This window comes from Kitasatospora sp. NBC_00070 (genome assembly GCF_045041205.1).
Lineage (GTDB): Bacteria > Actinomycetota > Actinomycetes > Streptomycetales > Streptomycetaceae > Kitasatospora.
The window spans coordinates 1,065,370-1,089,775 of the sequence record NZ_CP108247.1; the positions used below are offsets into that span (position 1 = coordinate 1,065,370).

23 protein-coding genes and 1 riboswitch are annotated in these 24,406 nt (G+C 71.5%); of the genes, 12 read left to right on the top strand and 11 right to left on the bottom strand.

The window, feature by feature from the left end; translation table 11 throughout:
* The first annotated feature begins 7 nt into the window (after positions 1–7).
* The gene (locus OHV05_RS04985; RefSeq protein WP_405016528.1) at positions 8–880 is read left to right on the top strand and encodes an NAD-dependent protein deacetylase; all 873 of its coding nucleotides are present in this window, start codon (positions 8–10) and stop codon (positions 878–880) included.
* A 113-nt stretch (positions 881–993) separates the two neighbouring features.
* Here the strand turns inward: OHV05_RS04985 and OHV05_RS04990 are convergent, their stop codons facing one another.
* The 3 genes from OHV05_RS04990 to OHV05_RS05000 are packed head-to-tail and all read right to left on the bottom strand — an operon-like array spanning position 994 to position 4,240.
* A complete protein-coding gene (locus tag OHV05_RS04990; RefSeq protein ID WP_405016529.1) occupies positions 994–2,079 on the bottom strand; it encodes a threonine aldolase family protein in 1,086 nt (361 codons plus the stop codon).
* On the bottom strand, positions 2,076–2,828 hold the full coding sequence (locus tag OHV05_RS04995; RefSeq protein ID WP_405016530.1) for an SDR family NAD(P)-dependent oxidoreductase: 753 nt from the start codon (positions 2,826–2,828) through the stop codon (positions 2,076–2,078). Before OHV05_RS04995 ends, OHV05_RS04990 begins: the two co-directional genes overlap by 4 nt.
* Entirely contained in the window at positions 2,825–4,240 is a 1,416-nt protein-coding gene (locus OHV05_RS05000; protein WP_405016531.1) for a DUF6421 family protein, read from the bottom strand. The genes OHV05_RS04995 and OHV05_RS05000 overlap by 4 nt, the downstream gene beginning before the upstream one ends.
* A gap of 409 nt (positions 4,241–4,649) precedes the next feature.
* Between OHV05_RS05000 and OHV05_RS05005 the strand changes: the two genes are divergently transcribed.
* From OHV05_RS05005 to OHV05_RS05025, 5 genes are all read left to right on the top strand, one after another.
* Positions 4,650–5,516, top strand: coding sequence for an ABC transporter substrate-binding protein (locus OHV05_RS05005; protein WP_405016532.1), 867 nt, complete (start codon positions 4,650–4,652; stop codon positions 5,514–5,516).
* Entirely contained in the window at positions 5,513–6,376 is an 864-nt protein-coding gene (locus tag OHV05_RS05010) for an amino acid ABC transporter permease (RefSeq protein WP_405016533.1), read from the top strand. Before OHV05_RS05005 ends, OHV05_RS05010 begins: the two co-directional genes overlap by 4 nt.
* Positions 6,373–7,152 carry an amino acid ABC transporter ATP-binding protein gene (locus tag OHV05_RS05015; RefSeq protein WP_405016534.1) on the top strand — a complete coding sequence of 260 codons (780 nt, stop codon included), beginning with the start codon at positions 6,373–6,375 and terminating at the stop codon, positions 7,150–7,152. The genes OHV05_RS05010 and OHV05_RS05015 overlap by 4 nt, the downstream gene beginning before the upstream one ends.
* Positions 7,153–7,257: 105 nt before the next feature.
* The gene (locus OHV05_RS05020; protein WP_405016535.1) at positions 7,258–7,791 is read left to right on the top strand and encodes a DUF5134 domain-containing protein; all 534 of its coding nucleotides are present in this window, start codon (positions 7,258–7,260) and stop codon (positions 7,789–7,791) included.
* Positions 7,792–7,921: 130 nt separating this feature from the next.
* Entirely contained in the window at positions 7,922–8,872 is a 951-nt protein-coding gene (locus tag OHV05_RS05025) for a M56 family metallopeptidase (protein WP_405016536.1), read from the top strand.
* On the opposite strand, the gene OHV05_RS05030 is transcribed toward OHV05_RS05025, so the two are convergent.
* A complete protein-coding gene (locus OHV05_RS05030) occupies positions 8,864–9,310 on the bottom strand; it encodes a MarR family winged helix-turn-helix transcriptional regulator (RefSeq protein WP_405016537.1) in 447 nt (148 codons plus the stop codon). The genes OHV05_RS05025 and OHV05_RS05030 overlap by 9 nt on opposite strands.
* Before the next feature lie 88 nt (positions 9,311–9,398).
* Here OHV05_RS05030 and OHV05_RS05035 point away from each other — a divergent pair, with 88 nt between their 5' ends.
* Both OHV05_RS05035 and OHV05_RS05040 read left to right on the top strand, forming a co-directional pair.
* Positions 9,399–10,937 carry an MFS transporter gene (locus OHV05_RS05035; protein ID WP_405016538.1) on the top strand — a complete coding sequence of 513 codons (1,539 nt, stop codon included), beginning with the start codon at positions 9,399–9,401 and terminating at the stop codon, positions 10,935–10,937.
* A gap of 219 nt (positions 10,938–11,156) precedes the next feature.
* Positions 11,157–11,747 carry a TetR/AcrR family transcriptional regulator gene (locus tag OHV05_RS05040; RefSeq protein WP_405016539.1) on the top strand — a complete coding sequence of 197 codons (591 nt, stop codon included), beginning with the start codon at positions 11,157–11,159 and terminating at the stop codon, positions 11,745–11,747.
* A gap of 7 nt (positions 11,748–11,754) precedes the next feature.
* Here the strand turns inward: OHV05_RS05040 and OHV05_RS05045 are convergent, their stop codons facing one another.
* Positions 11,755–12,624, bottom strand: coding sequence for a helix-turn-helix domain-containing protein (locus OHV05_RS05045; protein WP_403042143.1), 870 nt, complete (start codon positions 12,622–12,624; stop codon positions 11,755–11,757).
* 416 nt (positions 12,625–13,040) lie between these two features.
* Between OHV05_RS05045 and OHV05_RS05050 the strand changes: the two genes are divergently transcribed.
* The gene (locus tag OHV05_RS05050) at positions 13,041–13,580 is read left to right on the top strand and encodes an ATP-binding protein (RefSeq protein WP_405016540.1); all 540 of its coding nucleotides are present in this window, start codon (positions 13,041–13,043) and stop codon (positions 13,578–13,580) included.
* 120 nt (positions 13,581–13,700) lie between these two features.
* On the opposite strand, the gene OHV05_RS05055 is transcribed toward OHV05_RS05050, so the two are convergent.
* Positions 13,701–13,937 carry a DUF397 domain-containing protein gene (locus OHV05_RS05055; protein ID WP_405016541.1) on the bottom strand — a complete coding sequence of 79 codons (237 nt, stop codon included), beginning with the start codon at positions 13,935–13,937 and terminating at the stop codon, positions 13,701–13,703.
* A gap of 339 nt (positions 13,938–14,276) precedes the next feature.
* Here OHV05_RS05055 and OHV05_RS05060 point away from each other — a divergent pair, with 339 nt between their 5' ends.
* Positions 14,277–15,122, top strand: coding sequence for a sirohydrochlorin chelatase (locus tag OHV05_RS05060; protein WP_405016542.1), 846 nt, complete (start codon positions 14,277–14,279; stop codon positions 15,120–15,122).
* A gap of 278 nt (positions 15,123–15,400) precedes the next feature.
* On the opposite strand, the gene OHV05_RS05065 is transcribed toward OHV05_RS05060, so the two are convergent.
* Complete coding sequence (locus OHV05_RS05065; protein WP_405016543.1) at positions 15,401–17,476, bottom strand: hypothetical protein; 2,076 nt, start codon at positions 17,474–17,476, stop codon at positions 15,401–15,403.
* A 233-nt stretch (positions 17,477–17,709) separates the two neighbouring features.
* Positions 17,710–17,912: riboswitch (cyclic di-AMP (ydaO/yuaA leader) on the top strand.
* Here OHV05_RS05065 and OHV05_RS05070 point away from each other — a divergent pair.
* Positions 17,899–19,074 (top strand): transglycosylase family protein, encoded by a 1,176-nt coding sequence (locus OHV05_RS05070; protein WP_405016544.1) that lies wholly within the window; start codon positions 17,899–17,901, stop codon positions 19,072–19,074. (Overlaps the previous riboswitch by 14 nt.)
* A gap of 147 nt (positions 19,075–19,221) precedes the next feature.
* Positions 19,222–19,569 (top strand): hypothetical protein, encoded by a 348-nt coding sequence (locus OHV05_RS05075; protein WP_405016545.1) that lies wholly within the window; start codon positions 19,222–19,224, stop codon positions 19,567–19,569.
* 89 nt (positions 19,570–19,658) lie between these two features.
* Here OHV05_RS05075 and OHV05_RS05080 read toward each other — a convergent pair whose 3' ends face one another.
* The 4 genes from OHV05_RS05080 to OHV05_RS05095 all read right to left on the bottom strand — a co-directional run bounded on the left by OHV05_RS05080 (position 19,659) and on the right by OHV05_RS05095 (position 24,402).
* A complete protein-coding gene (locus OHV05_RS05080; RefSeq protein WP_403042162.1) occupies positions 19,659–20,681 on the bottom strand; it encodes a LacI family DNA-binding transcriptional regulator in 1,023 nt (340 codons plus the stop codon).
* Between the two features lie 25 nt (positions 20,682–20,706).
* The gene (locus OHV05_RS05085) at positions 20,707–22,401 is read right to left on the bottom strand and encodes a glycoside hydrolase family 13 protein (protein ID WP_405016546.1); all 1,695 of its coding nucleotides are present in this window, start codon (positions 22,399–22,401) and stop codon (positions 20,707–20,709) included.
* 109 nt (positions 22,402–22,510) lie between these two features.
* Positions 22,511–23,410, bottom strand: a complete 900-nt coding sequence (locus tag OHV05_RS05090) for a sugar ABC transporter permease (protein ID WP_405016547.1) — start codon at positions 23,408–23,410, stop codon at positions 22,511–22,513.
* Entirely contained in the window at positions 23,407–24,402 is a 996-nt protein-coding gene (locus tag OHV05_RS05095) for a carbohydrate ABC transporter permease (RefSeq protein ID WP_405016548.1), read from the bottom strand. Before OHV05_RS05095 ends, OHV05_RS05090 begins: the two co-directional genes overlap by 4 nt.
* Positions 24,403–24,406: the final 4 nt, after the last annotated feature.

Sequence of the window (24,406 nt, forward strand, 5' to 3'; positions counted from 1 at the left end):
TGGCCGCATGAGTGCACCTGTGGCGGACGAGGACCGGGCCGCGGCGCTGGAGTCACTGGCCGGTCTGGTGGCCGGGCGGGGCGTGGTGGTGCTGAGCGGGGCCGGGCTGTCGACCGAGTCGGGCATCCCCGACTACCGGGGCGAGACCGGCAGCAGACGGCGCGGCAAACCGATGACGTACGACGAGTTCACCGGCAGCGCGGAGGCCCGCCGCCGCTACTGGGCGCGGAGCCACGCCGGGTGGCGGACCATCGCCCGGGCCGAGCCGAACGCCGGGCACCGGGCGGTCGAGCGGCTGCGCCGCTCCGGCCACGTGTCGGCGGTGATCACCCAGAACGTGGACGGCCTGCACCGGGCGGCCGGCACCCGGCAGGCGGTGGAGCTGCACGGCGGGCTGGACCGGGTGGTCTGCCTGACCTGCCGTCACCTCACCCCGCGCGCCGAACTCGACCGGCGGCTGACCGAGCTGAACGGGGACTTCCGGGAGACCCGTGCCCAGACCCAGGCGGACGGCGACGCGCTGCTGCCGGACGACGTGGTGGCGACGTTCCGGGTCGCGCCGTGCGCGGAGTGCGGCGGGGTCCTCAAGCCGGACGTGGTGTTCTTCGGCGAGAGCGTGCCCAAGCCCCGGGTGGAGCGCTGCTTCGAGCTGGTGGCGGCCGGACAGGCGCTGCTGGTCCTCGGCTCCTCCCTGACCGTGATGTCGGGGCTGCGCTTCGTCCGCCGGGCGGCCCGGGACGGCACCCCGGTGGCGATCGTGAACCAGGGCCCGACCCGGGGCGACGAGCTGGCAGCCACCCGGATCGGGCTGCCGCTCGGCCCCGCCCTGACCGAGCTGGCCGACCTGGTCGGCGGTCCGGCTCCCCGGCCGCTCGGCTGACCTGACCTGACCTGACCTGACCTGACCTGACGGTCCGCCTGGACGAACGCCGACTGCCTCCCGCCGTCGAACGGCGGGAGGCAGTCGGTGGGTCCGGCGCGACGGGACGGCCGTCAGGCCCGGCCCATCTCCTCGGCGATCGCGGCGGCGAAGGCGTCGATGTCGGCCTCGGTGGTGTCGAAGGCGGCCATCCACCGCACCTCGCCGGTCTGCTCGTCCCAGAAGTAGAAGCGGTAACGCTTCTGCAGCCGCTCGCTCACCTCGCGCGGGAGCAGGGCGAAGACCGCGTTCGCCTGGACGGGGCGGACCACGGTGACGCCCTCGATGTCCCGGACCGCCGTCTCCAGGCGCTTGGCCATCGCGTTGGCGTGCGAGGCGTTCCGCAGCCAGAGGTCGCCGCTCAGCAGGGCCTCGAACTGCACCGAGACGAAGCGCATCTTCGAGGCGAGCTGCATCGACATCTTGCGCAGGAACTTGAGGTTCCTGACCTTCTCCGGGTTGAGCACCACCACGGCCTCGCCCAGCAGCAGACCGTTCTTCGTGCCGCCGAAGGACAGCACGTCGACGCCGGCGTCCGTGGTGAAGGCGCGCAGCGGCAGCCCGAGGGCGGCGGCCGCGTTGGCGATCCGGGAGCCGTCCAGGTGGACCAGCATGCCGTGCTCGTGGGCGTGGTCGCAGATCGCCTTGATCTCCTCGGCCGTGTAGACCGTGCCCAGCTCGGTGTTCTGGGTGATCGAGACGGCCAGCGGCTGGGCCCGGTGCTCGTCGCCCCAGCCCCAGGCCTGAAGGTCGATCAGCTCGGGGGTGAGCTTGCCGTCCGGGGTGGGCACGGTGAGCAGCTTGAGCCCGGCGATCTTCTCGGGGGCACCGCACTCGTCCACGTTGATGTGCGCCGACTCGGCGGCGATCACCGCACCCCAGCGCGGCAGCAGCGCCTGCAGGGCGACCACGTTGGCGCCGGTGCCGTTGAAGACGGGGTACGCCTCGGCGCGGTCGCCGAAGTGCTTGCGGAACACCTGCTGGAGGTGCTCGGTGTACTGGTCCTCGCCGTACGCGACCTGGTGCCCGCCGTTGGCGACGGCGATGGCGGCCAGGATCTCGGGGTGCACCCCGGCGTAGTTGTCGCTGGCGAAGCCTCGGACGGCGGGGTCGTGCCGGCGGACGGCGTCGGTGCCGACGCTCTCGGGGGCAACGTTCATCGGGCTGTCAACCACAGGTGCTGTCCGTTCAGTTCTGCTGCGGGGCGGTCCCAGAGGCCCGCCAGGGTGTCGGCCAGGTCGGCGGTGTCGGTGAAGCCGGGGAACTTGGCCTCGGGCTTCTCGACCCGCATCTCCGGGGTGACCAGTGCCTTGATCACCAGGATCGCGGCCGCGGCGGTCGGGACGCCGTCGGGCGAGGTGGTCTCCTTCTTGAAGGAGTCCGCCATCGACAGCGTCCACGCCTCGCTCGCCGCCTTGGCGGCGGCGTACGCGGCGCCGCCCGCGGTGGGCTTGTGCGCGGCCGTCGCGGAGATCATCGCGTAACGGCCGGCGGCGCTGCGCACCAGCGCGGGCTGGAAGGCCAGCGAGGTGTGCTGGAGGGTGCGGACCACCCGGTCGTGCAGCCAGTCCCAGTCGTCGATCCGGCTGTCGAAGAAGGTCTTGCTGCCGCGCCAGCCGCCGACCAGGTGGAAGACGCCGTCGACGTGCCCGTGCTCGGCCTCCAGGTGGTCGGCCCAGTCGTGCACCTCCTGCGGGTCGAGCAGGTCGATCACCTGGCCGCTGACCCGGGAGCCGGGGACCTGGGCGCGGGTGGCGTCCATCACCTCGTCCAGCCGGCGGGCGTCGCTGCCGGCCGCGATCACAGTGGCGCCGTCGGCGGCCAGCCGGCGCAGCACGGCCCGGCCGGCCGCACCGGTGGCACCGGCCACCGCGACGACCTTGCCGTCGACGAGCTGACGGGTGCTCACGCGGCGGCCCCCTGGCGGTCGGCGGAGGCACCGGTGATGCCGGTGGTGGCGGCGATCACGCCGCTGAGCTTCTTGGCCAGGGCCTCGTAGAACATGCTGAGCGGGAACTCGTCCGGCATCACGGCGTCGCACAGCGCCTTGTTCAGGGCCTTGCCGTCGGCGGTGCCGAGCGGGAGCGCCTCGGGGCCCTTGGCCCAGGTGGAGGCCGGGTGCGGGGTGAGGTAGCGGGAGACCAGCTGGTAGGCGGCGATCCAGTGCGCGGTCTTCGGCCGGTCGATGCCGTCCCGGTAGAGGGTCTCGATCTCGCCGCAGAGCGCGTTGGTGACCTCGGCGACCCGCTCCCAGTCGATCGAGAGCCGGTTGTCGCGCCAGCGCAGCGCGTCGTGCTTGTGCAGGTACGCGAAGAGCAGCTGGCCGCCCATGCCGTCGTAGTTGCGGACCCGGTCACCGCTGACCGGGAACCGGAACATCCGGTCGAACAGGATCGCGTACTGGACGTCCCGGCCCTGCTCGTAGCCCTCGGCCTCGAGCCGGACGGCCTCCTTGAAGGCGGTCAGGTCGCAGCGCAGCTCCTCCAGGCCGTACATCCAGAACGGGCTGCGCTGCTTGATCATGAACGGGTCGAACGGCAGGTCGCCGTGGCTGTGGGTGCGGTCGTGGACCAGGTCCCAGAGCACGAAGGTCTGCTGCGAGCGCTGCTGGTCGGCGAGCAGCTCGGTCGCGTCGGCCGGGATCTCCAGGCCGAGCTGCTTGACCGCGCTGGTGGTGACGGCGCGGAAGCGGGCCGCCTCGCGGTCGCAGAAGATGCCGCCCCAGGTGAACCGCTCGGGGGCCTGGCGGACCGCGACGGTCTCCGGGAAGAGCACCGCGGAGTTGGTGTCGTACCCGGCGGTGAAGTCGGTGAAGGTGATCGGCACGAACATCGGGTTGTCGAACCGGGTGCGCTCCAGCTCGGCCAGCCACTCGGGCCAGACCACCTTGAGCAGCACGGCCTCCAGGTTGCGGTCCGGGTTGCCGTTCTGGGTGTACATCGGGAAGACCACGAGGTGCTCGAGGCCGTCCTCGCGCTGCTCGGCGGGCTGGAAGGCGAGCAGCGAGTCCAGGAAGTCCGGCTCGCGGTAGCCGGTGTCGGCCCACTTGCGCAGGTCCGCCAGGACGGCGGTGAGGTAGTCGGCCGAGTGCGGGAAGAGCGGGGTGAGCTCCTCGACCGCGCCGAGCACCGTCTCCACCAGCGGGTCCACGGCGGAGCGCTGGACGGTGGAGAGGTCGATGGAGCCGTCCTTGGACTGCAGCGGGCGCAGGGCCTCGACGGCCTCCTTGAGCCGCAGCCAGGCGGGGTGTGCCGCGTGACCGGCCGGGGTGACTCCGGAGAGTTCGGCCGCCACAGTCAGCCCGGGCGAAAGATTCTGCATCAGAGACCCACTTCGACAGGAGTTATTTCGACAGGGACACCATAGATTCGAAAGGTTCTCCTGTTCAAGGGGGGTTGGACGGACACTGCCGTGAACAGTGTCGTGTCCACCATTCGGACACTTGCGCGGACGATCTGGACAGTTCCGCCGATGGGGTGCGAACCTCCCGCCATGCTCCCGGCGGTGATCTCCGTGGCGGTCCGCCACCTCGACCTGCTCCGGGTGCCCTCCTGTTGTCGCGCGGACTGTTGTCGTCACCGCCGCTGACACCTCGTCGGGGGCACCGCGGAGTCGGTGCCGTACGCCGACCATGCCCGCTGCCCCGAGACCTCGCCACCGGAGTGTCCGCGCGCCCGCTGGGCAGCTCTCCCCCTGGCGATCTCACCTCTGCTGCCTCCTGGAGCCTCTCGTGACCACTGTTCCGCGTACGATCCGCCTCGCCCCGCTGGCCGCCCTGCTGACGGCCGCCGCGCTGCTGACCGCCTGCGCGCCGCAGGAGGAGGGCAAGACCTCCGGCGCGGCGGCGGGCGGCTGCGAGAAGGGCGCGCTGGCCACCAAGAAGGCCGGCACGCTGACCGTGGGCACCGACAAGCCCGCGTACGACCCCTGGTTCTCCGAGGACACCCCGGCGAACGGCAAGGGCTTCGAGTCCGCGGTGGCCTTCGCGGTGGCCAAGCGGCTGGGCTACGACAAGTCCAAGGTGAGCTGGGTGGTCAGCCCGTTCAACAAGGCGTTCGCCCCGGGTGCCAAGGACTTCGACTTCGACATCAACCAGGTGTCGGTCAACGCCGAGCGCAAGCAGTCGGTGGACTTCTCCTCGGGCTACTACGACGTCCGGCAGGCCGTGGTGGCGCTGAAGACCTCCAAGGCGGCCGAAGCCCGCAGCCTGGCCGACCTGAAGGGCGCCAAGCTGGGCGCCCAGGTCGGCACCACCAGCCTCGCCGCGGTCACCGACCAGATCAGGCCGAGCACCCAGCCCGCCGTCTTCGACGACAACGACCTGGCCAAGGCCGCCCTGAAGAACGGTCAGATCGACGCCCTGGTGGTCGACCTGCCCACCGCGTTCTACATCACCGGCGCCGAGGTGACCGAGGCCAAGGTGATCGGCCAGCTCAGCGCCGCCGGCACCGAGCAGTTCGGCCTGGTGCTGGACAAGGGCAGCGCGCTCACCGGCTGCGTCAGCCAGGCGGTGGACGCGCTGCGCGCCGACGGCACGCTGGCCAGGCTGGAGCAGCAGTGGCTCGCCGACGCCGTCTCCGCGCCGGTGCTCAAGTGACCACCGGGACCGAGGAGTACCGGCCCTCCGAGCGGCGGCTGGCCCGGGAGGCGTTCCGGCGCGGCCGGGCCCGCCGCTCGGTGCTGGTGGCCACCGCGAGCACGGCGGCCACCGCGCTGGTGCTCTACCTGGTGGTGGTCAACTCCCCCGGCTGGGAGCGCACCAGGGAGACCTTCTTCAACGCGCACTACGCCCGGCTGGCCCTGCCAGAGGTGCTGAAGGGCCTGCGGGTCAACCTGACCCTGATGGTGGTCTGCGGGGCGCTGATCCTGGTCCTCGGCCTGCTGCTGGCGGTGCTGCGGACGCTGCGCGGCCCGGTGTTCCTGCCGGTCCGGCTGCTGGCCACGGCGTACGTGGACTTCTTCCTCGGCCTACCGATGATCATCTGCCTGCTGATCATGATCACCGGCGTGCCCGCACTCCGGCTGACCGGGGTGACCACCGACCCGCTGGTGCTCGGCGGCGCCGCGCTGGTGCTGACCTACTCGGCGTACGTCTCCGAGGTGTTCCGGGCCGGCATCCAGTCGGTGCACCCCAGCCAGCGGGCGGCGGCCCGTTCGCTCGGGCTGAGCCACGCCCAGTCGATGCGCTACGTGGTGCTGCCGCAGGCGGTGCGCCGGGTGGTGCCGCCGCTGCTGAACAACCTGGTCAGCCTTCAGAAGGACACCGGGCTGGTCTCGATCGGCGGGGTGATCGACGCGGTGTTCGCCGCGAAGATCGTCACCTCCCGGACCTTCAACTACACGCCCTACCTGGTCGCCGCGCTGGTCTTCATCGTGCTCACCGTCCCGATGACCCGGTTCACCGACTGGATCACCACCCGGATGAACCGTCGTCAGCTCCAGGGGGGCGCCGTATGACCGGAGAACCGCCGGGCACCGAACCGGTGCTTCGCCTGGAGGCGGTCCGCAAGTCGTTCGGCGGCCAACCGGTGCTGCGCGACGTCGACCTGACCGTGCCCGCGCACTCGGTCACCGCGCTGATCGGCGCCTCGGGTTCGGGCAAGTCGACCCTGCTGCGCTGCGCCAACCTGCTGGAGGAGATCGACGACGGCGCGATCTTCCTGGACGGCGAGGAGATCACCGAACCCCGGGCCGACCAGGACGCGGTCCGGCGCCGGATCGGCGTGGTCTTCCAGGCGTACAACCTCTTCCCGCACCTGACCGTGCTGCAGAACGTCACGCTCGCGCCCCGCCGGGTGCACCGCAGGGCCCGGGCCGAGGCGGAGGCGCACGCGATGGAACTGCTGGACCGGCTCGGCCTGGCGGCCCGGGCCGGCGAGTACCCGGACCGGCTCTCCGGCGGGCAGCAGCAGCGGGTGGCCATCGTCCGGGCACTGGCCACCGGACCCAGGCTGCTCCTGCTGGACGAGATCACCGCCGCGCTCGACCCCGAGCTGGTGGGTGAGGTGCTCGCCGTGGTCCGGGACCTGAAGGAGCAGGGGATGACCATGGTGCTCTCCACCCATGAGATGGGCTTCGCCCGCGAGGTGGCCGACCAGGTCTGCTTCCTGGACGCCGGAGTGGTGCTCGAACAGGGGCCGCCCGAGCAGGTCCTCGGTGATCCGACCGAGCAGCGGACCCGGCAGTTCCTGAAGCGGATCATCGCCTCCGGACGGCTTGCGCCCAGCAGTTGACCACCCGTCACACCTCCGTGCGCCCCCGTTCGCGCCCTGCTGAGCCCGCCCCGGATCGGTGATCGTGGACCTTGAGTCCCGGCACACCGGTCTGGAGGGGGCGCCGTGCACGGTCCGGTCCTGGTCAGCTGGCTGCTCGCGGCGCTCGCCGTCGCCTCGTCCGCGTTCGGGCTCTACCGGCTGCGGGTCGGCCTGGGCGACTGCGATCCGGCGGGGCAGGGCTCGGACGCCGCCGAGGCCCTGATGGGGCTCGGCATGGCCGGGATGGTGCTCCGGCCCGGGATCGTCTGGGGGTGGCTGTTCGCCCTGCTCGCCCTCGCCCTGCTGCTCGGCGCGCTGGCCCCGGGCGCGCCCAGGGCCCACCGGCTGCACCACGGGGTCGGCGCGCTCGCCATGACGTACATGGGGCTGGCCCCGGCCGGCCACCACGGCTCGATGGGGCCACCGGCCGTGACCGGGGCGCTGCTCGTCTACTTCGGCGGGTACGCCCTCTGGACCGGCAGTCGGCTGCTCTCGGTGCCGGACGGCCCGGTCGGCCCGGTCGGCGTCGGCCGGATCGCGGTCGGGCCCGCCGCCGTCTCGAGGGCCTGCCGGACGGCGATGGGCGTCGGGATGTTCGCGATGCTGCTCACCATGTGAGCCGGGCCCGCCGGCCGTGTCAGCTTGGTCACTGACCGGCCCGGGGGCGTTCCGCACCGGCCCGCCGAGCGCGTAGGTTGGCAGCAGGCGCACGGTCGCGCCCGCGTGCCCGCCTGGGGGAGCACCTGCCATGACGGCTCTGATCGGTCTGTTGCTGCTCGGCGTCCTGCTGTCCACCGTGGCGCCCCGACTGCTGGCCCGGGCGCCCTGGCCCGATCGCGAACCGGTGCTGGCGCTCTGCGCCTGGCAGTGCCTGGTGATCGCGGTCCTGCTCTGCTGCCTGCTCAGCCTGCTGCTGGCCGCCTCGGCCGCCCTCCCCGCCCTGCGCGACCTGCTCTTCAGCGGCGCCCCGCACGGCGTCGAGGCGGCGTACGGCCTGGCGGGCGCCGAGGGGTGGGGCCGGCTGGCCGCCGCGCTGCTCGCGGCCGGCGGGGTCTGGACGGCCTGGTCGCTCGGCCGGGAGGTGCGCGCGGCCCGCGCGCTGCGCGACCGTCGGTTCGCCGAACTGGCCCACCGCGCCCCGGAGTTGCCGGGCGGCCTGGCGCTCCCCCGGCGCACCGGCGAGCAGCTGGTGGTGCTGGAGAACGTCCGCCCCGAGGCCTGGTCGCTGCCCGGGCCGGGCGCCCGGCTGGTGGTCACCACGGGTGCGCTGCAGCAGCTCACCGACGGCGAGCTGCAGGCGGTGCTCAGCCATGAGCGCGGGCACGTCCGGGCCAGGCACCACTGGCTGGCGCAGTCCGCGCAGGCGCTGGCCGGCGGCTTCCCCGGGGTGGGCGTGTTCAGCGCGTTCCGGGACCAGGTGGGCGAGTTGGTGGAGCTGGCCGCCGACGACCGGGCCGCCCGGCGGCACGGCCGGGTGACCACGGCACTGGCGCTGGTCGAGATCAACAGCGGCCGCGGGGTCTTCGGCGGCTGCCCGCCGCAGCAGCTGGCCCAGTCCCCGCACCGGGTGGACCGGCTGCTGCTGGGAGCGCCCCGACTGCCCGTCCGGCACCGGCTCCGGCTCACCGTGGCGGCCCTGGCCGCGCCGGCGGCCGCGGTGCTGCTCGCGGTGGCACCCGGCCTGCACGCCCTACTCTGACGCCCCGTCGGCCGATGTCCGGTCGACACAGGGGGTGCCGCGCAGCGTCCGGGCCAGCACCTCGCGGTGCACCGGCCGCGCTTCGCGGTACCGCTGCCGCCCGGCGTCGGTGAGCATCACGAAGATGCCGCGCCGGTCGGCCGCGCACATCGCCCGCTCGACCAGCCCGGCCTTCTCCAGCCGTCCGATCAGCCGGGACAGCGCGCTCTGACTCAGGTGCACCTGGTGCGCGAGGTCCTGCACCCGGAGCTTCTCCCGGTCGGGCTCCCGCTCGTCCTCGAACAGGCGCTCCAGCACCTCGAACTCACTCATGCCCAGGCCGTGCAGCTCACCGAGCTCACGGTCGAGCGCACACGCGGTGGCCGCGTGGCGGGCCAGCAACTCCCGCCAGCCGCCGACCAGGGCCGCCTCGTCGGCGGCGACATCGAGTTCTGACACGGGATCCACGCTAGCACATGCCTCGGAACCTATTGCAAGCGCATTAAATCGACTTGCATTGAATGCATATGCATGTACTGTCTCCCTCATGACCACAGCCCGAGAGCCTTCGGCAACCAGCGCCCCCGCCAACCCTTCTGACGCCCCGTCCGTCCACGGTGACGACACCTGGAGCCCACGCCTCTGGGGCACCCTGATCGTCCTCTGCGCCGCCCTGTTCCTCGACGCCCTCGACGTCTCGATGGTCGGTGTCGCGCTGCCCTCGATCGGCGACGACCTGCACCTCTCCACCTCCACCCTGCAGTGGGTGGTCAGCGGCTACGTCCTCGGCTACGGCGGTCTGCTGCTGCTCGGCGGGCGGGCGGCCGACCTGCTCGGACGCCGCGAGGTCTTCCTGATCGCGCTCGCCGTGTTCGCCGCCGCCTCCCTGCTCGGCGGCCTGGTCGACAACGGCGGCCTGCTTATCGCGGCCCGCTTCGTCAAGGGGGTGGCCGCCGCCTTCACCGCCCCGGCCGGCCTCTCCATCATCACCACCACCTTCGCCGAGGGCCCGGCCCGCAACCGCGCCCTGAGCATCTACACCGTCACCGGGGCCAGCGGCTTCTCGCTCGGCCTGGTGCTGAGCGGCCTGCTCACCTCGGTCGGCTGGCGCTTCACCTTCCTGATGCCCGTCCCGGTCGCACTGATCGCACTGGCCTTCGCGTTCCGCCTGCTGCCCCGTCAGCCCCGCCCCGAGCGCGGCACCGGCGGGTACGACATCGCCGGTGCGATCACCGGCACCGGATCGCTGCTGCTGCTGGTCTTCACCGTCACCGAGGCGCAGAGCGCCGGCTGGGCGAGCGCCCGCACCGTGCTGTCACTCATCGTGGTGGCCGCACTGGCCGCCGCCTTCCTGGTGATCGAGCAGCGCACCGCGCACCCGCTGGTCCGGCTCGGCATCTTCCGCAACGGCGGCGTGGCCCGGGCCAACCTCACCGCGCTCGCGCTGTTCGGCAGCTACGCGGGCTTCCAGTTCGTCGCCACCCTCTACCTGCAGCGACTGCTCGGCTGGTCCGCCCTGGAGATGGCGCTGGCCTTCCTGCCGGCCGGTGCGCTGGTCGCCCTGTCGGCCACCAAGATGGGCTCGATCGTGGACCGGTTCGGCACCGGGCGGCTGATGCTGGGCGGCGTGCTCTCGCTCACCCTCGGTTACGTGCTGTTCCTCCGGCTGGACGAGCACAGCAGCTTCGTCGGCCTGGTCCTGCCGAGCATGGTGCTGCTCGGCATCGGCTTCGCACTGGGCTTCCCCTCCGTCAACATCGCCGCCACCAACGGCGTCTCGGACGACGAGCAGGGCCTGGCGTCCGGTCTGGTGAACACCGCCTTCCAGGTCGGCAGCGCGCTGGTGCTGGCCGCCGCCACCGCAGTGATCACCGCGGGCAGCAACGGCGGCCAGAGCCCGGCCGCCCAGCTGGACGGCTACCGCCCGGCGCTGCTGGTGATCACCGGGATCTCGCTGCTCGGCTTCCTGGTCACCGCAGTCGGGGTGGCTGTGGAGCGGAACCGGAAGCAGCCGGTCGCGGTGCCCGACTACGACTACTCCGCCACCGCCGTCGGCTCGAACTCCGAAGTCCTGTCCCCGCGCTGACCTCCGGTCGACGCCCCGGGCAGCACGAAGGTCGGCTCCACCAAACCCCCGTGTTGGTGGAGCCGACCTTCGTCGCCGTACCCGGGTACCCCTGAGGGAACCCGTACCGGCCCTGCCAGTATATTGGCCAGGAGCCAATCAACGTACGGAGCAGACACGATGGCACCTCGCGGGGAATCGGTCAACGAGGAAATGCGCCAACGTTCCCGGCTCCGCATCATGCGGGCCACAGTCGAGCTGGTCGACCAGCACGGATACGGCCGGACCACGTTGGGTGACATAGCCGAGCGCGCCGGCCTGGCCCGCGGCCTGCTGTCGTACTACTTCGAGAGCAAACGACTCCTGATGCAGGCGGCCACCCACCGGATGATGCACCTGTCGCTGGGCGGTGCGCTGTCCGAGCTGCCGGCCGGCAGCGACCCGGACGCCCGGCTGGCCCGGGCGATCGACGCGGTGCTCGGGCTGGCCCTGGACCACCCGCGAGTGATGCGCTCGCACCTGGCGCTGATCCTCGACCCGGACATGGGCGCGTTCGTCAAGGACCCGGAGCAGCGGCAGCTCGGGCAGATCCTGCAGGACCTGCTGCAGGCCTGGGGTGCGGCCGACCCGGTGGCCGAGCACGCGGTGCTGCGCAGTGCGCTGATGGGCGGCTGCATCGGGCTGTTGCTGCCCGGCGCGGCGGTCTCGCTGCCGCCGATCCGGGCGGACCTGTTCTTCCGCTACGGCCTGGCCTGGGAGTTGGGCGTACCGCCGCAGCCGGTCGCGCCGCCGCGCTGGCAGCCGCCCCTCCGGGCCGGCGAACCGGACTGACGGCGGGTCAGTGACCGGCCAGGATCCGGGTGAGCAGGTCCTTGGTCTGCTCCGGGGTCAGGCTGTCGACGCAGAGCCGCTCCATCACCTGGACGTAGGCGTCGACGTCGTCGCGCTTGTCGAGGTAGAGCGCGCTGGTGAGCTGCTCCAGGTAGACCACGTCGGCCAGGTCCTGTTCGGGGAAGCGCAGGATCGAGAACGCGCCGCTCTCGCCCGCGTGGGCCCCGAACCGGAACGGCATCACCTGGATCACCACGTTCGCCTGCTCCGACACGTCCAGCAGGTACTGCACCTGAGCCCGCATCACCGTCGGACCGCCGACCGGGCGGCGCAGCGCCGCCTCGTCGATCACCGCCCACAGCCGCGGGCTCTGCCCGTCGGTGAGCAGCTTCTGCCGCCGCAGCCGCAGGCTGAGCCGCCGCTCCAGCTCCTCCTCGGAGATCACCGGCCGGGTCTGCCCGAAGACCGCGCGGGCGTACTCCTCGCACTGCAGCAGGCCGGGGATGAACTGCACCTCGTACGTGCGGATCTGGGCGGCGGCCTCCTCCAGTCCGACGTAGGTCTGGAACCAGCCGGGCAGCACGTCGTTGAAGCTGTGCCACCAGCCGGACTTGTTGGCCTCCCGGACCAGGCCGAGCAGGGCCTCGCGCTCGCCGCCGTCGTCCACCCCGTACAGGCTGAGCAGGTCGGCGACGTCACGCTCCTTGAAGGAGACCCGGCCGAGTTCCATCCGGCTGATCTTCGACTCCGAGGCGCGGATCTGGTACCCGGCGTCCTCGCGGGTGATCCCGCGGGACTCGCGGAGACGACGGAGCTGCGAACCGAGCAGGATACGGCGCACCATCGAACCGCCGCCGGGCTGAGCTGTGGTGGTCATGCCGTAAACCTCCGCCGTGGGCAAACAGCGCACAGTCTGCCATCAGTTGAGCGCTCTGGGTGCCGGTACTGACGGAACGACCTCCCTGTTCTGCGCTCCGGGCACCATGATGCACGTGCATCCGGCGCTTGCATATGCCAATAGTGCGACTGCACGTGAATCGACTCTTGCATCCGCAGTGTGCGCACGGGACGATGGTGCACGTGCACCTGCACGCCCCTGGCATCCCTGCGGGTACCGCGTCGACCCCTGTACGCGTTTCCGCACACGCTTCCGGCCACGCCCCCGCGTGGCCGGTTGTCCGTGTGCGCGTACGGTCGGTCGACGCGGTGGCCGTGAGGCCGAGCGAGTCGGAGGTGACCGGCATGACCCCGGCGGGTCCAGCCGTGTCCGCCCCCTTATGGGAGGAGCTCTTCATGAGCACCGGAACGGCCATCGCGGTCGACCCCCACGTGGTCACCTGCACTCTCGCTCCCCGCTTCGAAGCCGTCAGAACCGCCCGGGAGTTCGCCCGGTCGACACTGCACGGCTGGGGCCTGGGCGCACTCTTCGACGACGTCGCGCTGGTCGCCTCCGAGCTGGTGACCAACGCGCTCCGGCACGCACTGGAGCAGCGCACCGACGCTCCGTCGGCCGAGTCGGTCCGAATACTCACCGAGTCGGTCCGGGTACCGGCCCAGCCCGGTCCGACCCAGGCCGTCGCCGCCCGGCTCCCGATCCGGATCAGCCTGGTGCACCGCTCACCGCAGGTGGTCTGTGCCGTCAGCGACCCGAGCAGCCGGGGCCCGGTGGCCCGCGAGCCCGACTTCGTCGCGGAGTCCGGCCGGGGTCTGCACCTGGTCGACTCGTTCAGCCGGGCCTGGGGCTGGCACCCACTGGCCGGCGCCGGGAAGGTCGTCTGGGCCGTCTTCGAGGCCGAGAACGAGACGGCGGGCCGCCACCGGCGCTCCGCCTGAGGTCGCGGGCACCGCCGGGACGGCTCCGCCCGAACGCTCCACCAGTACACGAGGACATGACGAAGGCCGTCGCGGTGACTTCCACGACGGCCTCTGACGCACCACCAGGATGACGCCGGGTCAGCCGGCCAGGTGGTCGAACTCCCCGTCCTTCGCCCCGAGCAGCAGGGCGGTGATCTCCGCCCGGGTGTAGATGAGCGCGGGTCCTTCCGGGAACCGGGAGTTGCGCATCGCGACGTCGCCGCCGGGCAGCGCCGCGAACTCCACGCAGTTCCCCTGCGAGTTGCTGTGCCGGCTCTTCTGCCAGACCACGTTTTCGAGGTCCGCAGCAGCCATGCCGTTGTAAGTGTTCTGCATTCGAATTCTCCCCGACGTGCCTGGCGTTCGCCTCACTTGACGTGATGATAGCTCCAGTGCACGTGCATCAGCACGGGTGTTTGCGCGTGCACCGTATGGGCATCATCCCTCCACGAGGCCCGTCGGGCAGGCAAGTTGGCGCCACTTATGCGGACAAATCCGAGCGATTCGTGAACATACCGATGACTGCGCGTACTCGAACTCCAGCGGGTTGTCGATCTTGCCGGGCTTTTCCCGCCGCCTCACGATCCGTCACCTCGGCCGGATTGTGACGCCGATCACCGTCCGGAGAGCGGGCCGACTGTGGTCCGGTCCACGGAATGTCCTACGATCTCCGCCATGAGCACAGCAGCCATCCCGGGCCCGCCACTGCCCGTCCGCACTCCAGGCTCCCGTGCGCGGGGGCGCCACCGCCGTCCCGAGCGGCCGGAGATCCCGGCGGGTTCGCCGTCGTTGGTGCTGGCCGTCCCGGCCACCGCCGGTCCGGAGTCCCGCCCCGTGGTCGAGGAACTGCTCTCGATCGTCCGGGGCGAACAGCCCGGCATCGAGGCGGCCGCCGCGTACCTGGAGAGCACCGATCCGGAGTACCCCACCGTCGCCGAGGTGCTCGCCCGGGCCGCCGGGGCCGGGCTTCCGGCCCCGGTCCTGGTGCCCCTGCTGCCCGGCCCGCACGGCTTCCTGACGGACCTGCACCGACTGGCCGCCGAGACCGGCGCCACCGTCACCGACGTGCTCGGCCCGCACCCGCTGCTCGCCGAGGCCGTCCACGTCCGGCTCTCCGAAGCCGGGCTGGCCCGCGCCGACCGGGCCAGGCTGTTCGCGATCGCCACGGCGGCGGACGGCGTCGTCCTCACCACCGCCGGCGGCGAGGAGGCGGCCGCGGCCGCCGGGATCACCGGAGTGCTGCTGGCCGCCCGGCTCGCGGTTCCGGTGGTGCCGGCCGCACTCGACGTGCCCGGCTCCGTACGGGCCGCCGTCGAGCACCTCCGGGCGACCGGGTCGGTCCGGCCGGCCCTCGCCCCGCTGGTGATCGGCCCCGAGGCCGACCCCGAGCTGCTGGCGACGGCGGCGGAGGAGACCGGCTGCCCGGGGGCCGCCCCGCTCGGCGCCTACGCGGCGCTCGGCCAGCTGATCGCTTCGGCGTACCTGTCCGCGCTGGAGACCGTGCTCGCCGACCAGGCATAACGCTGCGCTCGGCTTTCCCAGGGGCTCGGCGCTGCGCCTTTGGCAGGGCGTTCGGGGCTACGGTCCAGGGGCTCGGGGAACTGCGAGGAGATCTGGCGTGCGGGTCACTGCGAAAGTGCCTGACCACCTACCCAACGGTGACCATTTCCGAGGCCGGCGTCGCCCACGCGGCGGAGCCGCACAACCGCAGAGCCCCGAGCCCCTGACTACCGCAGCATCTGCCAAAAGCAGGGCCCCGAGCCCCTGACTCCGTAGCGGGCCGAGCATCTGCCTGATGGTCAGGCGAGGCGGGTGGTGCGGGCTGCGGTGTCGTGGAGGGCGAGTTGGGGGGTCGTCACCGGGCGGGGGGCCGGGGTGGCGGTGGTGGGGGTGCGGGAGTTGTCGCGGCGGACCTCGACGGCCTGGGTCTGGCCGGCCGGGCGGAAGACGATGCGTTTGGGCTCCGGCAGGGCGGGGTCGAACCAGAGTTCGGGGCCGCCGAACTCGCAGTCCAGCACCGCGATGTCCTCGGGTGCCCCGCCGTCCAGCGCGCGGAACGCGACGCCCGCCTTCCGATAACCCGTCAGCCGACTGCGGGTCACCAGGACGGTCTCCCCCGGCAGTTGGTGGTGCATGGTGGAGACCGCGAAGTCGGACTGGCCCGCCGCGTCGATCAGCAGGCCGTCCAGGATCGTCCCCTTGTCCCGGCCGAGCGCGTGCAGCGCCACTCCCCCGGCGGCGTTGCCGTACAGGACGCTGCCGGTGTAGTCGAAGTCGTTCAGGTAGGCGCCGTGCTCGATGCCCCAGCCACCGTTGTGGTATGCCACGAACTGGCCGACCACGTGGTGGTGTTGGGCGTTCAGCCAGACGAAGATGCCGTTCTCGAGGTTGTTGTGGGCCAGGCAGCGTTCGAAGGTCCAGACGCCCTCGCTGGTCTCCGGCCAGTGGTAGCCGGAGGCGCCGGTCGCCCCCTGGACGCCGACCGCCACGCAGTCCCTGGCCACGCCGCCGGTGCCCGCGCCGAGACTGAAACCGGTCAGCCGGTAGCCGCGCGGGTTGGGGTCGAAGAGGGTCCGGGAGGCGACGCAGGAGTCGTAGGTGATGTCGTCCGACGGGCCCTGCGGGGTGCGGGTGTCCAGCGGCCCGTCCCACCAGTAGGCGTCCTCCCAGGTCTGGTGGCTGATGCAGCTGCGGAAGGTGATGCCGTGGCTGGCGTGTGGGACGAAGGCGTGGCTGCCGGTGTCGCGGACCACCACCCCCTCGACCACGGTGCCCCGGCTGGTGTCGCCGAGCATGTGGAAGTGCAGCCCGTACCGGCCGAGGACCGGCTCGGTGACCGCCTTGCCGTTCCACTGGTCCTTGCCGGGGCCGCGCGGTCCGAGCCAGCGCAGCGCGGCGTGCCGGACGTCGGACTTCCGGGAGCTGGTCAGGTGGACGTGGGCGCGGCCCTTCTCGGTGCCCTCGATTCGGACATTACGGGTTAAATTCAGCACTTCCGCCCCGACGGTGACGCCCCCTCCGGTCGCCACCCGGGGATGCGGGTACTTCAGCGGGCCGTCCAGGGTGACCGTACCGCCGCTGATCGAGGCGATGGTCCGCAGGTCGTACCGCTCCGAGAAACCGTCGCCGGCGGGCGCCCCGGTCGGGGTGACGGCGAGCTCGTCACCGGGGCGCCAGCCGGTCGGCTCGGTGGCCAGGGTGATCCGGGTGTCGCCGGCCTTCAGCGCGCCGGTGGCGCGCACCCAGGCCGTCCTGGCGGCGCCGTCCAGTCGGAGGTAGCCGGCCCCGGTGACCCAGAGACCGGTGTCGTCCGGCATCAGCGTCATACCACCGCCCTGGAAGCGCCGTTCGTCCACGTCGGGGAACCGCAGGGTGTGCAGGGCGGCGTCGGCCGGGGCCAGCGTCAGACTGCCCTTGACCTCGACGTTGCCCGCCGAGCTGAGCACCACCGAGCGGTCGGCCGCGAAGGTCAGCGAACCGGATGCTTCGACCACCAACGAGCCGACCGCCGCATCGCCGTCCAGCACCACGTGGTCGGCGATCCGGACGGCGGCGGCCGGGCCGGGCAGCTTGCCGCCCCAGCCGGCCGGGTCCGACCACGGACGAGCCGGCCGGCTCGGTTCCGGGGAGGGCGAAGGCGACGGCTCCGGGGAGGCGGACGGCAGCGGGTCACCGTGCGAGTGGGCGGCCCCGGGCGTGGGCGGCGGCGGAGCCGAGGCGACGTCAGGGGCGTCACCGGTGTGCCGGACCAGCTCCTCCACCCCGATCGCGGCGGCCGCCGTGCCGGCCGCGATCCAGCCGAGTAGCTTTCTGCGCCCGGTCTTTGCCGAGTCGTTATCTTCCGGTCCCGCTCCGGGCCTCTTCGCGTGCCGCATGGTGCCGCGCACCCCTCCCCCGGGCCGCGCCTGCGGCCGCCTCGCCTGAAGCATAGGCAAGTCCCTTGAACGGGAAGGGATTTGATCAGATTCGATCGAAACCCATCACCGGAACGGACACTTCAGCATCATGAAGGTTCCATAAAGAAAGCATGATCCACATCACAGAGGTTTGCGGTTTGAACTTAAGTCTGTCTAACGTGCTCCCCTGTTCGTGGCCACACGGACCCAGTTCATCCGGAACGCCGAGTCCTGCCATCGGATGAACAGGCAGCAGAGCAAAACACCATGGCAGGGGCGGGGGAACCACAGGTAAGTCGCCTGCAATTGGTCCGATTTGACCGATTTCAGGCTTGGGGTGAAGCCGTGCTCACGCACGGCCGGGCAACTCCAGCCCGAATCCGACAGCTCACCTCGCAGGCGTGGGAGAGGAACGCATCTTCATGCTGTCCAGCAGCGCGTCCAAGCGCACCCGCCGTCTGATCGCCGCGACCGGTGTGGTCGGCATCGGCCTCTCGGTCCCGTGCCTCACCGCCGGTTCCGCGTCCGCCGCCACCGTCTCCACCTGGGACAAGGTCGCCCAGTGCGAGTCCACCGGCGACTGGAGCATCAACACCGGCAACGGCTTCTACGGCGGCCTCCAGTTCACCTCCAGCACCTGGGCCGAGTTCGGTGGCAAGCAGTACGCCGCCCAGGCCAACCAGGCCAGCAAGGGCCAGCAGATCGCGATCGCCGAGAAGGTGCTCGCCTCCCAGGGCCCCGGCGCCTGGCCGGTCTGCTCCGTGCAGGCCGGACTGACCAAGGGCGGCGGCGCCGCCCAGGTCGACACCTCCTCGACCGGCACCACCGCCAAGACCACCACGCCGAAGGCCACCACCCCCAAGGCGGCCACCCCGGCGCCGAAGGCGGCCGAGCAGCAGACCACCACCACGACCACCGCGGCCAAGAGCTACACCGTGGTCGCCGGTGACTGGCTCTCCACCATCGCGCAGAGCCAGAACGTCGAGGGCGGCTGGGAGAAGCTCTACGAGCTGAACAAGGCGATCCTGTCCGAGGGTCCGGACATGATCTACCCGGGCCAGCAGCTGGCCCTCGGCGGCACCACCACCGTGGTGACCAGCGCGCCGAAGTCGACCGCCCCGGCGCCGAGTTCGTCGTCGGCCGGTACCGGCGCCAAGACCACCAAGAGCACCAAGGCCGCGTCCGGCTCCACCGCCACCACCGCGGTGGCGGCGACCGGCAGCAAGGCCGCCGCGATCAACTTCGCGATGTCCAAGCTCGGCCAGGCGTACGTCTACGGCGGCAGCAGCAACGGCGGCTGGGACTGCTCGGGTCTGACCCAGGCGGCCTTCCGCCAGGCCGGCATCTCGCTGCCCCGGGTCGCCAACGACCAGGCGGACGCCAGCACCCGGGTCTCGCTGGACAACCTCCAGGCCGGCGACCTGCTGTTCTGGTCGAACAACGGCAGCAACTCCGGCGTCTACCACGTCGCCCTCTACATCGGCGACGGCAAGTACGTCGAGGCCGCCAACCCGCGGGCGGGCGTGAAGACCGAGTCCATCGCCAACTGGGCGCCGGACTTCGCCGGTCGCGTCTGACGCACCCCAGGCCGCTGCCCCGGAGACCCTGGTCGGCTCCGGGGCAGCGGCCTGCCCGCAGCGATTATCCTGGCGGTGATGTGCGCCTTCGCTTCGTCGGTCATGTCGCGGAGTTGCCAGCCCACAGTTCGACCGCGAGGACCAGCCATGACCGTGCCGCCCACCGCGACCCAGCGGATCGCCGAGACCATCCGGCCCGCGATGCTCCAGGGTCTGCAGAACGCCGACCTCGGCGGCGCCGCCGGCACCCAGCACATCAACGCCTGGGCGGACTGGATCGCCGAGGCGGTCTTCCACACCGCCGTCCAGCCGCTGGCCGTCGAGCGCGACGCGTTCGCCGACCGGGTCGACACCCTCAGCGAGGTCGCGAAGCGGCACAAGGCGAACTACCTGGACGCGGTCCAGGACGTCCAGCGCCTGAACAGCCGGGTCGCCGAGCTGGAGGCCGAGCTGGCCGAGCTGCGCGCGGCCCCCGACGAGCCGCCGACCGACTGACCGGGTCGGCCCGCCCGTCCAGGAGGGCTGACCGGACGCACCGAGGCGGGGCACGAGAGAGTTCTCGTGCCCCGCCTCGGTGCGTCCGGTCAGCCCTTGGCGTGGGCGCCCGTCGAGCCGCGCATCACCAGCTCGGGCTGGAACATGAACTCGGCGCGCTGCCCGGGGCTCCCGCCGACCTCCTCCAGCAGGGCGTCGACGGCGGCGGTGGCCATCGCCTCGACCGGCTGACGGATGGTGGTGAGCGGCGGCTCGGTGAAGGCGATCAGCGGCGAGTCGTCGAAGCCGACCACCGAGACGTCCTGCGGCACCGCGAGCCCACGCTGCCGGACCGCCCGGATCGCGCCGAGCGCCATCATGTCGCTGCCGCAGACGATCGCGGTGCAACCCTTGTCGAGCAGCGCGTTGGCCGCGGCGTGGCCGCCCTCGACGCTGAACAGGGTGTGGTGGACCAGCCCTTCGGCCTCCGCCTCGGTCAGGCCGAGCAGCTCGCGCACCGCCGCCGTGAAGCCCTCGATCTTGCGCAGCACCGGGACGTACCGGCGCTGGCCGACCGCGAGGCCGATCCGCTCGTGGCCGAGCTCGACCAGGTGCTGGACCGCCATCCACATCGCGGCCCGGTCGTCCGGCGAGATGAACGGGGCGGCGATCTTCTCGCTGTACCCGTTGATCAGCACGAACGGCACCTGACGGCCGGTCAGCTTGGCGTACCGGTCGTGGTCGGCGGTCGAGTCGGCGTGCAGACCGGAGACGAAGACGATGCCGGCCACCCCTCGCTCGACCAGCATCTCCACCAGTTCGTCCTCGGTGGAACCGCCCGGGGTCTGGGTGCAGAGCACGGGGGTGTACCCGTGCCGACTCAGCACCTGTTCGATCACCTGGGCCAGCGCCGGGAAGATCGGGTTGCTGAGCTCGGGGGTGATCAGGCCGATCAGGCCGGCGCTGCGCTGCCGCAGGCGGGTCGGGCGCTCGTAGCCGAGCACGTCCAGGGCGGCCAGCACCGTCTGCCTGGTCGTGGCCGAAACCCCTGCTTTGCCGTTGAGGACGCGGCTGACGGTCGCTTCACTGACCCCCGCCTGCGCCGCGATGTCCGAAAGTCGCGCCGTAGTCACGATCCCAGAGCCTATTGCAACCACGTCAGACCGCCCACCAGATGGTGCTGTCCGCCGGCAGCAGGGTGGCACCGTCCACCGCGACGGCTTCGGTGGAGGAGAGCAGGATACGGCCGGGGGCCTCGATCCGGACCGGCTCGGCGCCGACGTTCACGGTGCAGACGAAGGAGCCGCGACGGAAGGCCAGCACCCCGGCCGGGGTGTCCAGCCACTCCACCGAGGCACCGGCCCCGAGGTCCGGGTGCTCCCGCCGGACGGTCAGCGCGCTGCGGTAGAGCTCCAGGGTCGAGGTCGGGTCCCCGGCCTGCGCCTCCACGCTCAGCCCGGCCCAGTCGGCGGGCTGCGGCAGCCAGCTGGGGCCGCCGACGGTGGGGCCGAAGCCGTACGGCGCCTCGGTGCCCGACCACGGGATCGGCACCCGGCAGCCGTCCCGGAAGCCGTCCTGACCGGCCTGCCGGAAGAACGACGGGTCCTGCCGGACCTCGTCCGGGAGGTCGGTGACGTCCGGCAGACCGAGCTCCTCGCCCTGGTAGACGTAGGCGGAACCGGGCAGCGCGAACATCAGCAGGGTGGCGGCCCGGGCCCGGCGCAGGCCGAGTTCGCGGTCGCCGGGGGTACGGATCTGGGTGCCGAGACCGGGCGGGTTGGCGAACCGGGTCGCGTGCCGGGTGACGTCGTGGTTGGACAGCACCCAGGTCGCCGGGGCGTCCACCGGACGCATCGCGTCCAGCGAGGTGTCGATCACCTCGCGCAGCTCGGCGGCGTCCCAGGAGGTGCCCAGGTACTGGAAGTTGAACGCCTGGTGCAGCTCGTCCGGGCGGACGTAGTTGGCGGTCCGCTGGACGGTCGGGGTCCACGCCTCCGCGACGCCGATCCGGTCGCCGGGGTACTCGTCCAGGATCCGGCGCCAGGCGCGGTAGATGGCGTGCACGCCGTCCTGGTCGAAGAACGGCATCACGTCGTTGCCGAGCAGCTTGAGCTGGTCGGCGCCGCCCAGGTCGGGCAGGCCCGGGGCCTTCACCAGGCCGTGCGCGACGTCGATCCGGAAGCCGTCCACGCCCATGTCGAGCCAGAACCGCAGGATCGAGCGGAACTCGTCGGCGACCGCCGGGTTCTCCCAGTTGAAGTCGGGCTGCTCGGGGGCGAACAGGTGCAGGTACCAGTCGCCGTCGGTGCCGTCCGGGTTCACGGTGCGGGTCCAGGCCGGGCCGCCGAAGATGGACTCCCAGTCGTTGGGCGGCAGTTCACCACTGACGCCCTTGCCGGGACGGAAGTGGTAGCGCTCGCGCAGCGGCGAGGCCGGTCCCTCGCGCAGCGCACGCTGGAACCACTCGTGCTGGTCGGAGGAGTGGTTCGGCACCAGGTCCACGATGATCCGCAGGCCCAGCTCGTGCGCGTCCCGGATCAACCCGTCCGCGTCCAGCAGGGTGCCGAACATCGGGTCCACCGCGCGGTAGTCCGCCACGTCGTACCCCGCGTCCGCCTGCGGCGAGGCGTAGAACGGCGACAGCCACACCGCGTCCACGCCCAGCGCCTTCAGGTACGGCAGCCGGCTGCGGACACCTGGCAGGTCACCCATGCCGTCCCCGTTCGAGTCGGCGAAACTGCGCGGGTACACCTGGTAGATGACCGCATCCCGCCACCAGCCTCTGGAGGCAGCACCGTTCGCAGCGATGGACTCGGCGGCGGGCCGGGAGGTGTCGGCCAGGTTCTGGGTCATGGACAGTCATCCCTTGGGGACTAGGTGTCGTCCCGCCGGTCCGGGGTACGGACCGGCGGCACGCGGCAACAGACGGAGGCGGGTGCTGAGTTGACGGTACGTCGAAGCGTCAGGACTTGGCCGCGCCGGCGGTCAGTCCGGCCACGAGGTGACGCTGTACCAGGTAGAAGACCAGGGCTGCGGGAAGTGCGATCAGCACCGAGGTGGCGGCCATCAGGTTCCACTGGCTCTCGTACTGGCTGACGAAGGTCTGCAGACCGACCGCCAGGGTGTACTTGCCGGAGCTCAGCAGGAAGGTGGAGGCGAAGGCCACCTCGGCCCAGGCGGTGAGGAAGGAGTAGAAGGCCGCCACCGCCAGGCCCGGGCGGGCCAGCGGGATGATCAGGCGCCAGAAGGTGCCGAACGGGCTGAGCCCGTCCACCCGGCCGGCCTCGTCGATCTCCACCGGGATGGTGTCGAAGTAGCCCTTCAGCAGCCAGGCGCAGTACGGCACGGTGGTGGCCGAGTAGACCATGATCAGGCCGGTGTAGCCGTCCAGCAGCTTGAGCGCCGAGAGGATCGTGTACATCGGCACGATCAGCACCGCGATCGGGAACATCTGGGTGACCAGCAGGATCCACATCAGCTGGCGGTGCCCGGCGAAGCGCATCCGGGAGACCGCGTAGCCGGTGGTGGCGGCGACCAGCACGCCGAACACGGTGGTGCCGCCGGCCACGATCACCGAGTTGAGGAACCAGGTGGCGAAGTCGGTCTCGAACAGCACTTTGGAGTAGTTCGAGAAGGTGATCTTGTCGAAGATCTGCCCGGGGTGCAGGTAGTCCATCTTGTCCGGACCGAGCGAGATGAAGCCGATGTACACCACCGGGAAGAGGGCGACCAGGCTGGCGACCACCAGGGCGCCGTGCGAGAGGGCGCGGACCAGCGGGGTGCTCTCGCCGCGTCGGCGGACCTTGGCCGGACGGGACGCCGGGGCGGGGGTCTTGACGGTCTCTTCGATGGTGGCGGTCATCGGGAAGCCTCTTCGTTCCGGGCCAGCCAGCGACGGTAGAAGCTGGTGAAGACGATCAGGATGGAGAGCAGCAGCACGCCGTAGGTGGCCGACTGGGCGTAGTCGCGCGGCTGTTGGCCGAAGCCCAGGCGGTAGGCCCAGGTGACCAGGATCTGCGCGTCCGGGGCGCCGTTGCCGAACAGCAGGAAGATGACGGCGAACTGGTTGAAGGTCCAGATCACGCCGAGCAGCACCACCGTGGAGGAGACCGTGCGCAGGCCGGGCAGGGTGATGTGGCGGAACCGCTGCCAGGCGGTGGCGCCGTCCATCTCGGCGGCCTCGTACAGCTCGTCGGGGATCGACTGCAGACCGCCGAGCAGGGAGACCATCATGAACGGCACCCCGACCCAGGTGTTCACCAGGATGGCCGCCGCCTTCTGCGCGAACGGGTCGGAGAGCCAGGCGGGTTCGGGCAGGCCGAGCGAGCCGAGCAGTCCGTTGACCACACCGCCGTCGGCCAGCATCAGCCGCCAGGAGAAGATCGTGACGAAGGTCGGCACCGCCCACGGCAGGATCAGCATCAGCCGGTAGAGGCTGCGGCCGCGCAGCCGCTGGTTCATCAGCAGGGCGAGCGCCAGACCGGTCGAGTAGGTGAGGGTCACACAGATGACCGTCCAGGCGATGGTCCAGACGAAGTGCGACCAGAAGCGGTCGTAGGAGCCGGGACCCCAGAGAATGTCGGCGTAGTTGTGCAGGCCGATGAACTCGTAGGTGGCCGGGATCTCCTTGACCCCGATGGTGCGGGCCGAGTTGAGGCTGTTGGCGTCCGTCAGGGTCAGGTAGAAACCGTTGATCAGCGGGTAGCCGACCAGCACGCCGAGCACGATGACGACCGGCGCGACCATCGCGTAGGCGTACCAGTGCTTGCTGTACGAGAGCTTGACACGTGCCACCAGGCCGGGGCGCGGGTCTTGGCTGCCCTTGCTGGGCGCGCCTTGCACGGCGACTGCCATGAGT

Excerpts from the sequence above, each read along its gene's own strand:
- OHV05_RS05045 (WP_403042143.1), bottom strand. The coding sequence starts at position 12,624 with ATGACCACCACAGCTCAGCCCGGCGGCGGTTCGATGGTGCGCCGTATC.
- OHV05_RS05040 (WP_405016539.1), top strand. The coding sequence starts at position 11,157 with ATGCGGGCCACAGTCGAGCTGGTCGACCAGCACGGATACGGCCGGACC.
- OHV05_RS05015 (WP_405016534.1), top strand. The coding sequence starts at position 6,373 with ATGACCGGAGAACCGCCGGGCACCGAACCGGTGCTTCGCCTGGAGGCG.
- OHV05_RS05065 (WP_405016543.1), bottom strand. The coding sequence starts at position 17,476 with ATGCGGCACGCGAAGAGGCCCGGAGCGGGACCGGAAGATAACGACTCG.
- OHV05_RS05085 (WP_405016546.1), bottom strand. The coding sequence starts at position 22,401 with ATGACCCAGAACCTGGCCGACACCTCCCGGCCCGCCGCCGAGTCCATC.
- OHV05_RS05090 (WP_405016547.1), bottom strand. The coding sequence starts at position 23,410 with ATGACCGCCACCATCGAAGAGACCGTCAAGACCCCCGCCCCGGCGTCC.
- OHV05_RS05035 (WP_405016538.1), top strand. The coding sequence starts at position 9,399 with ATGACCACAGCCCGAGAGCCTTCGGCAACCAGCGCCCCCGCCAACCCT.
- OHV05_RS05095 (WP_405016548.1), bottom strand. The coding sequence starts at position 24,402 with ATGGCAGTCGCCGTGCAAGGCGCGCCCAGCAAGGGCAGCCAAGACCCG.
- OHV05_RS05025 (WP_405016536.1), top strand. The coding sequence starts at position 7,922 with ATGACGGCTCTGATCGGTCTGTTGCTGCTCGGCGTCCTGCTGTCCACC.
- OHV05_RS05050 (WP_405016540.1), top strand. The coding sequence starts at position 13,041 with ATGAGCACCGGAACGGCCATCGCGGTCGACCCCCACGTGGTCACCTGC.
- OHV05_RS04985 (WP_405016528.1), top strand. The coding sequence starts at position 8 with ATGAGTGCACCTGTGGCGGACGAGGACCGGGCCGCGGCGCTGGAGTCA.
- OHV05_RS05060 (WP_405016542.1), top strand. The coding sequence starts at position 14,277 with ATGAGCACAGCAGCCATCCCGGGCCCGCCACTGCCCGTCCGCACTCCA.
- OHV05_RS04990 (WP_405016529.1), bottom strand. The coding sequence starts at position 2,079 with ATGAACGTTGCCCCCGAGAGCGTCGGCACCGACGCCGTCCGCCGGCAC.
- OHV05_RS05075 (WP_405016545.1), top strand. The coding sequence starts at position 19,222 with ATGACCGTGCCGCCCACCGCGACCCAGCGGATCGCCGAGACCATCCGG.
- OHV05_RS05000 (WP_405016531.1), bottom strand. The coding sequence starts at position 4,240 with ATGCAGAATCTTTCGCCCGGGCTGACTGTGGCGGCCGAACTCTCCGGA.
- OHV05_RS05055 (WP_405016541.1), bottom strand. The coding sequence starts at position 13,937 with ATGCAGAACACTTACAACGGCATGGCTGCTGCGGACCTCGAAAACGTG.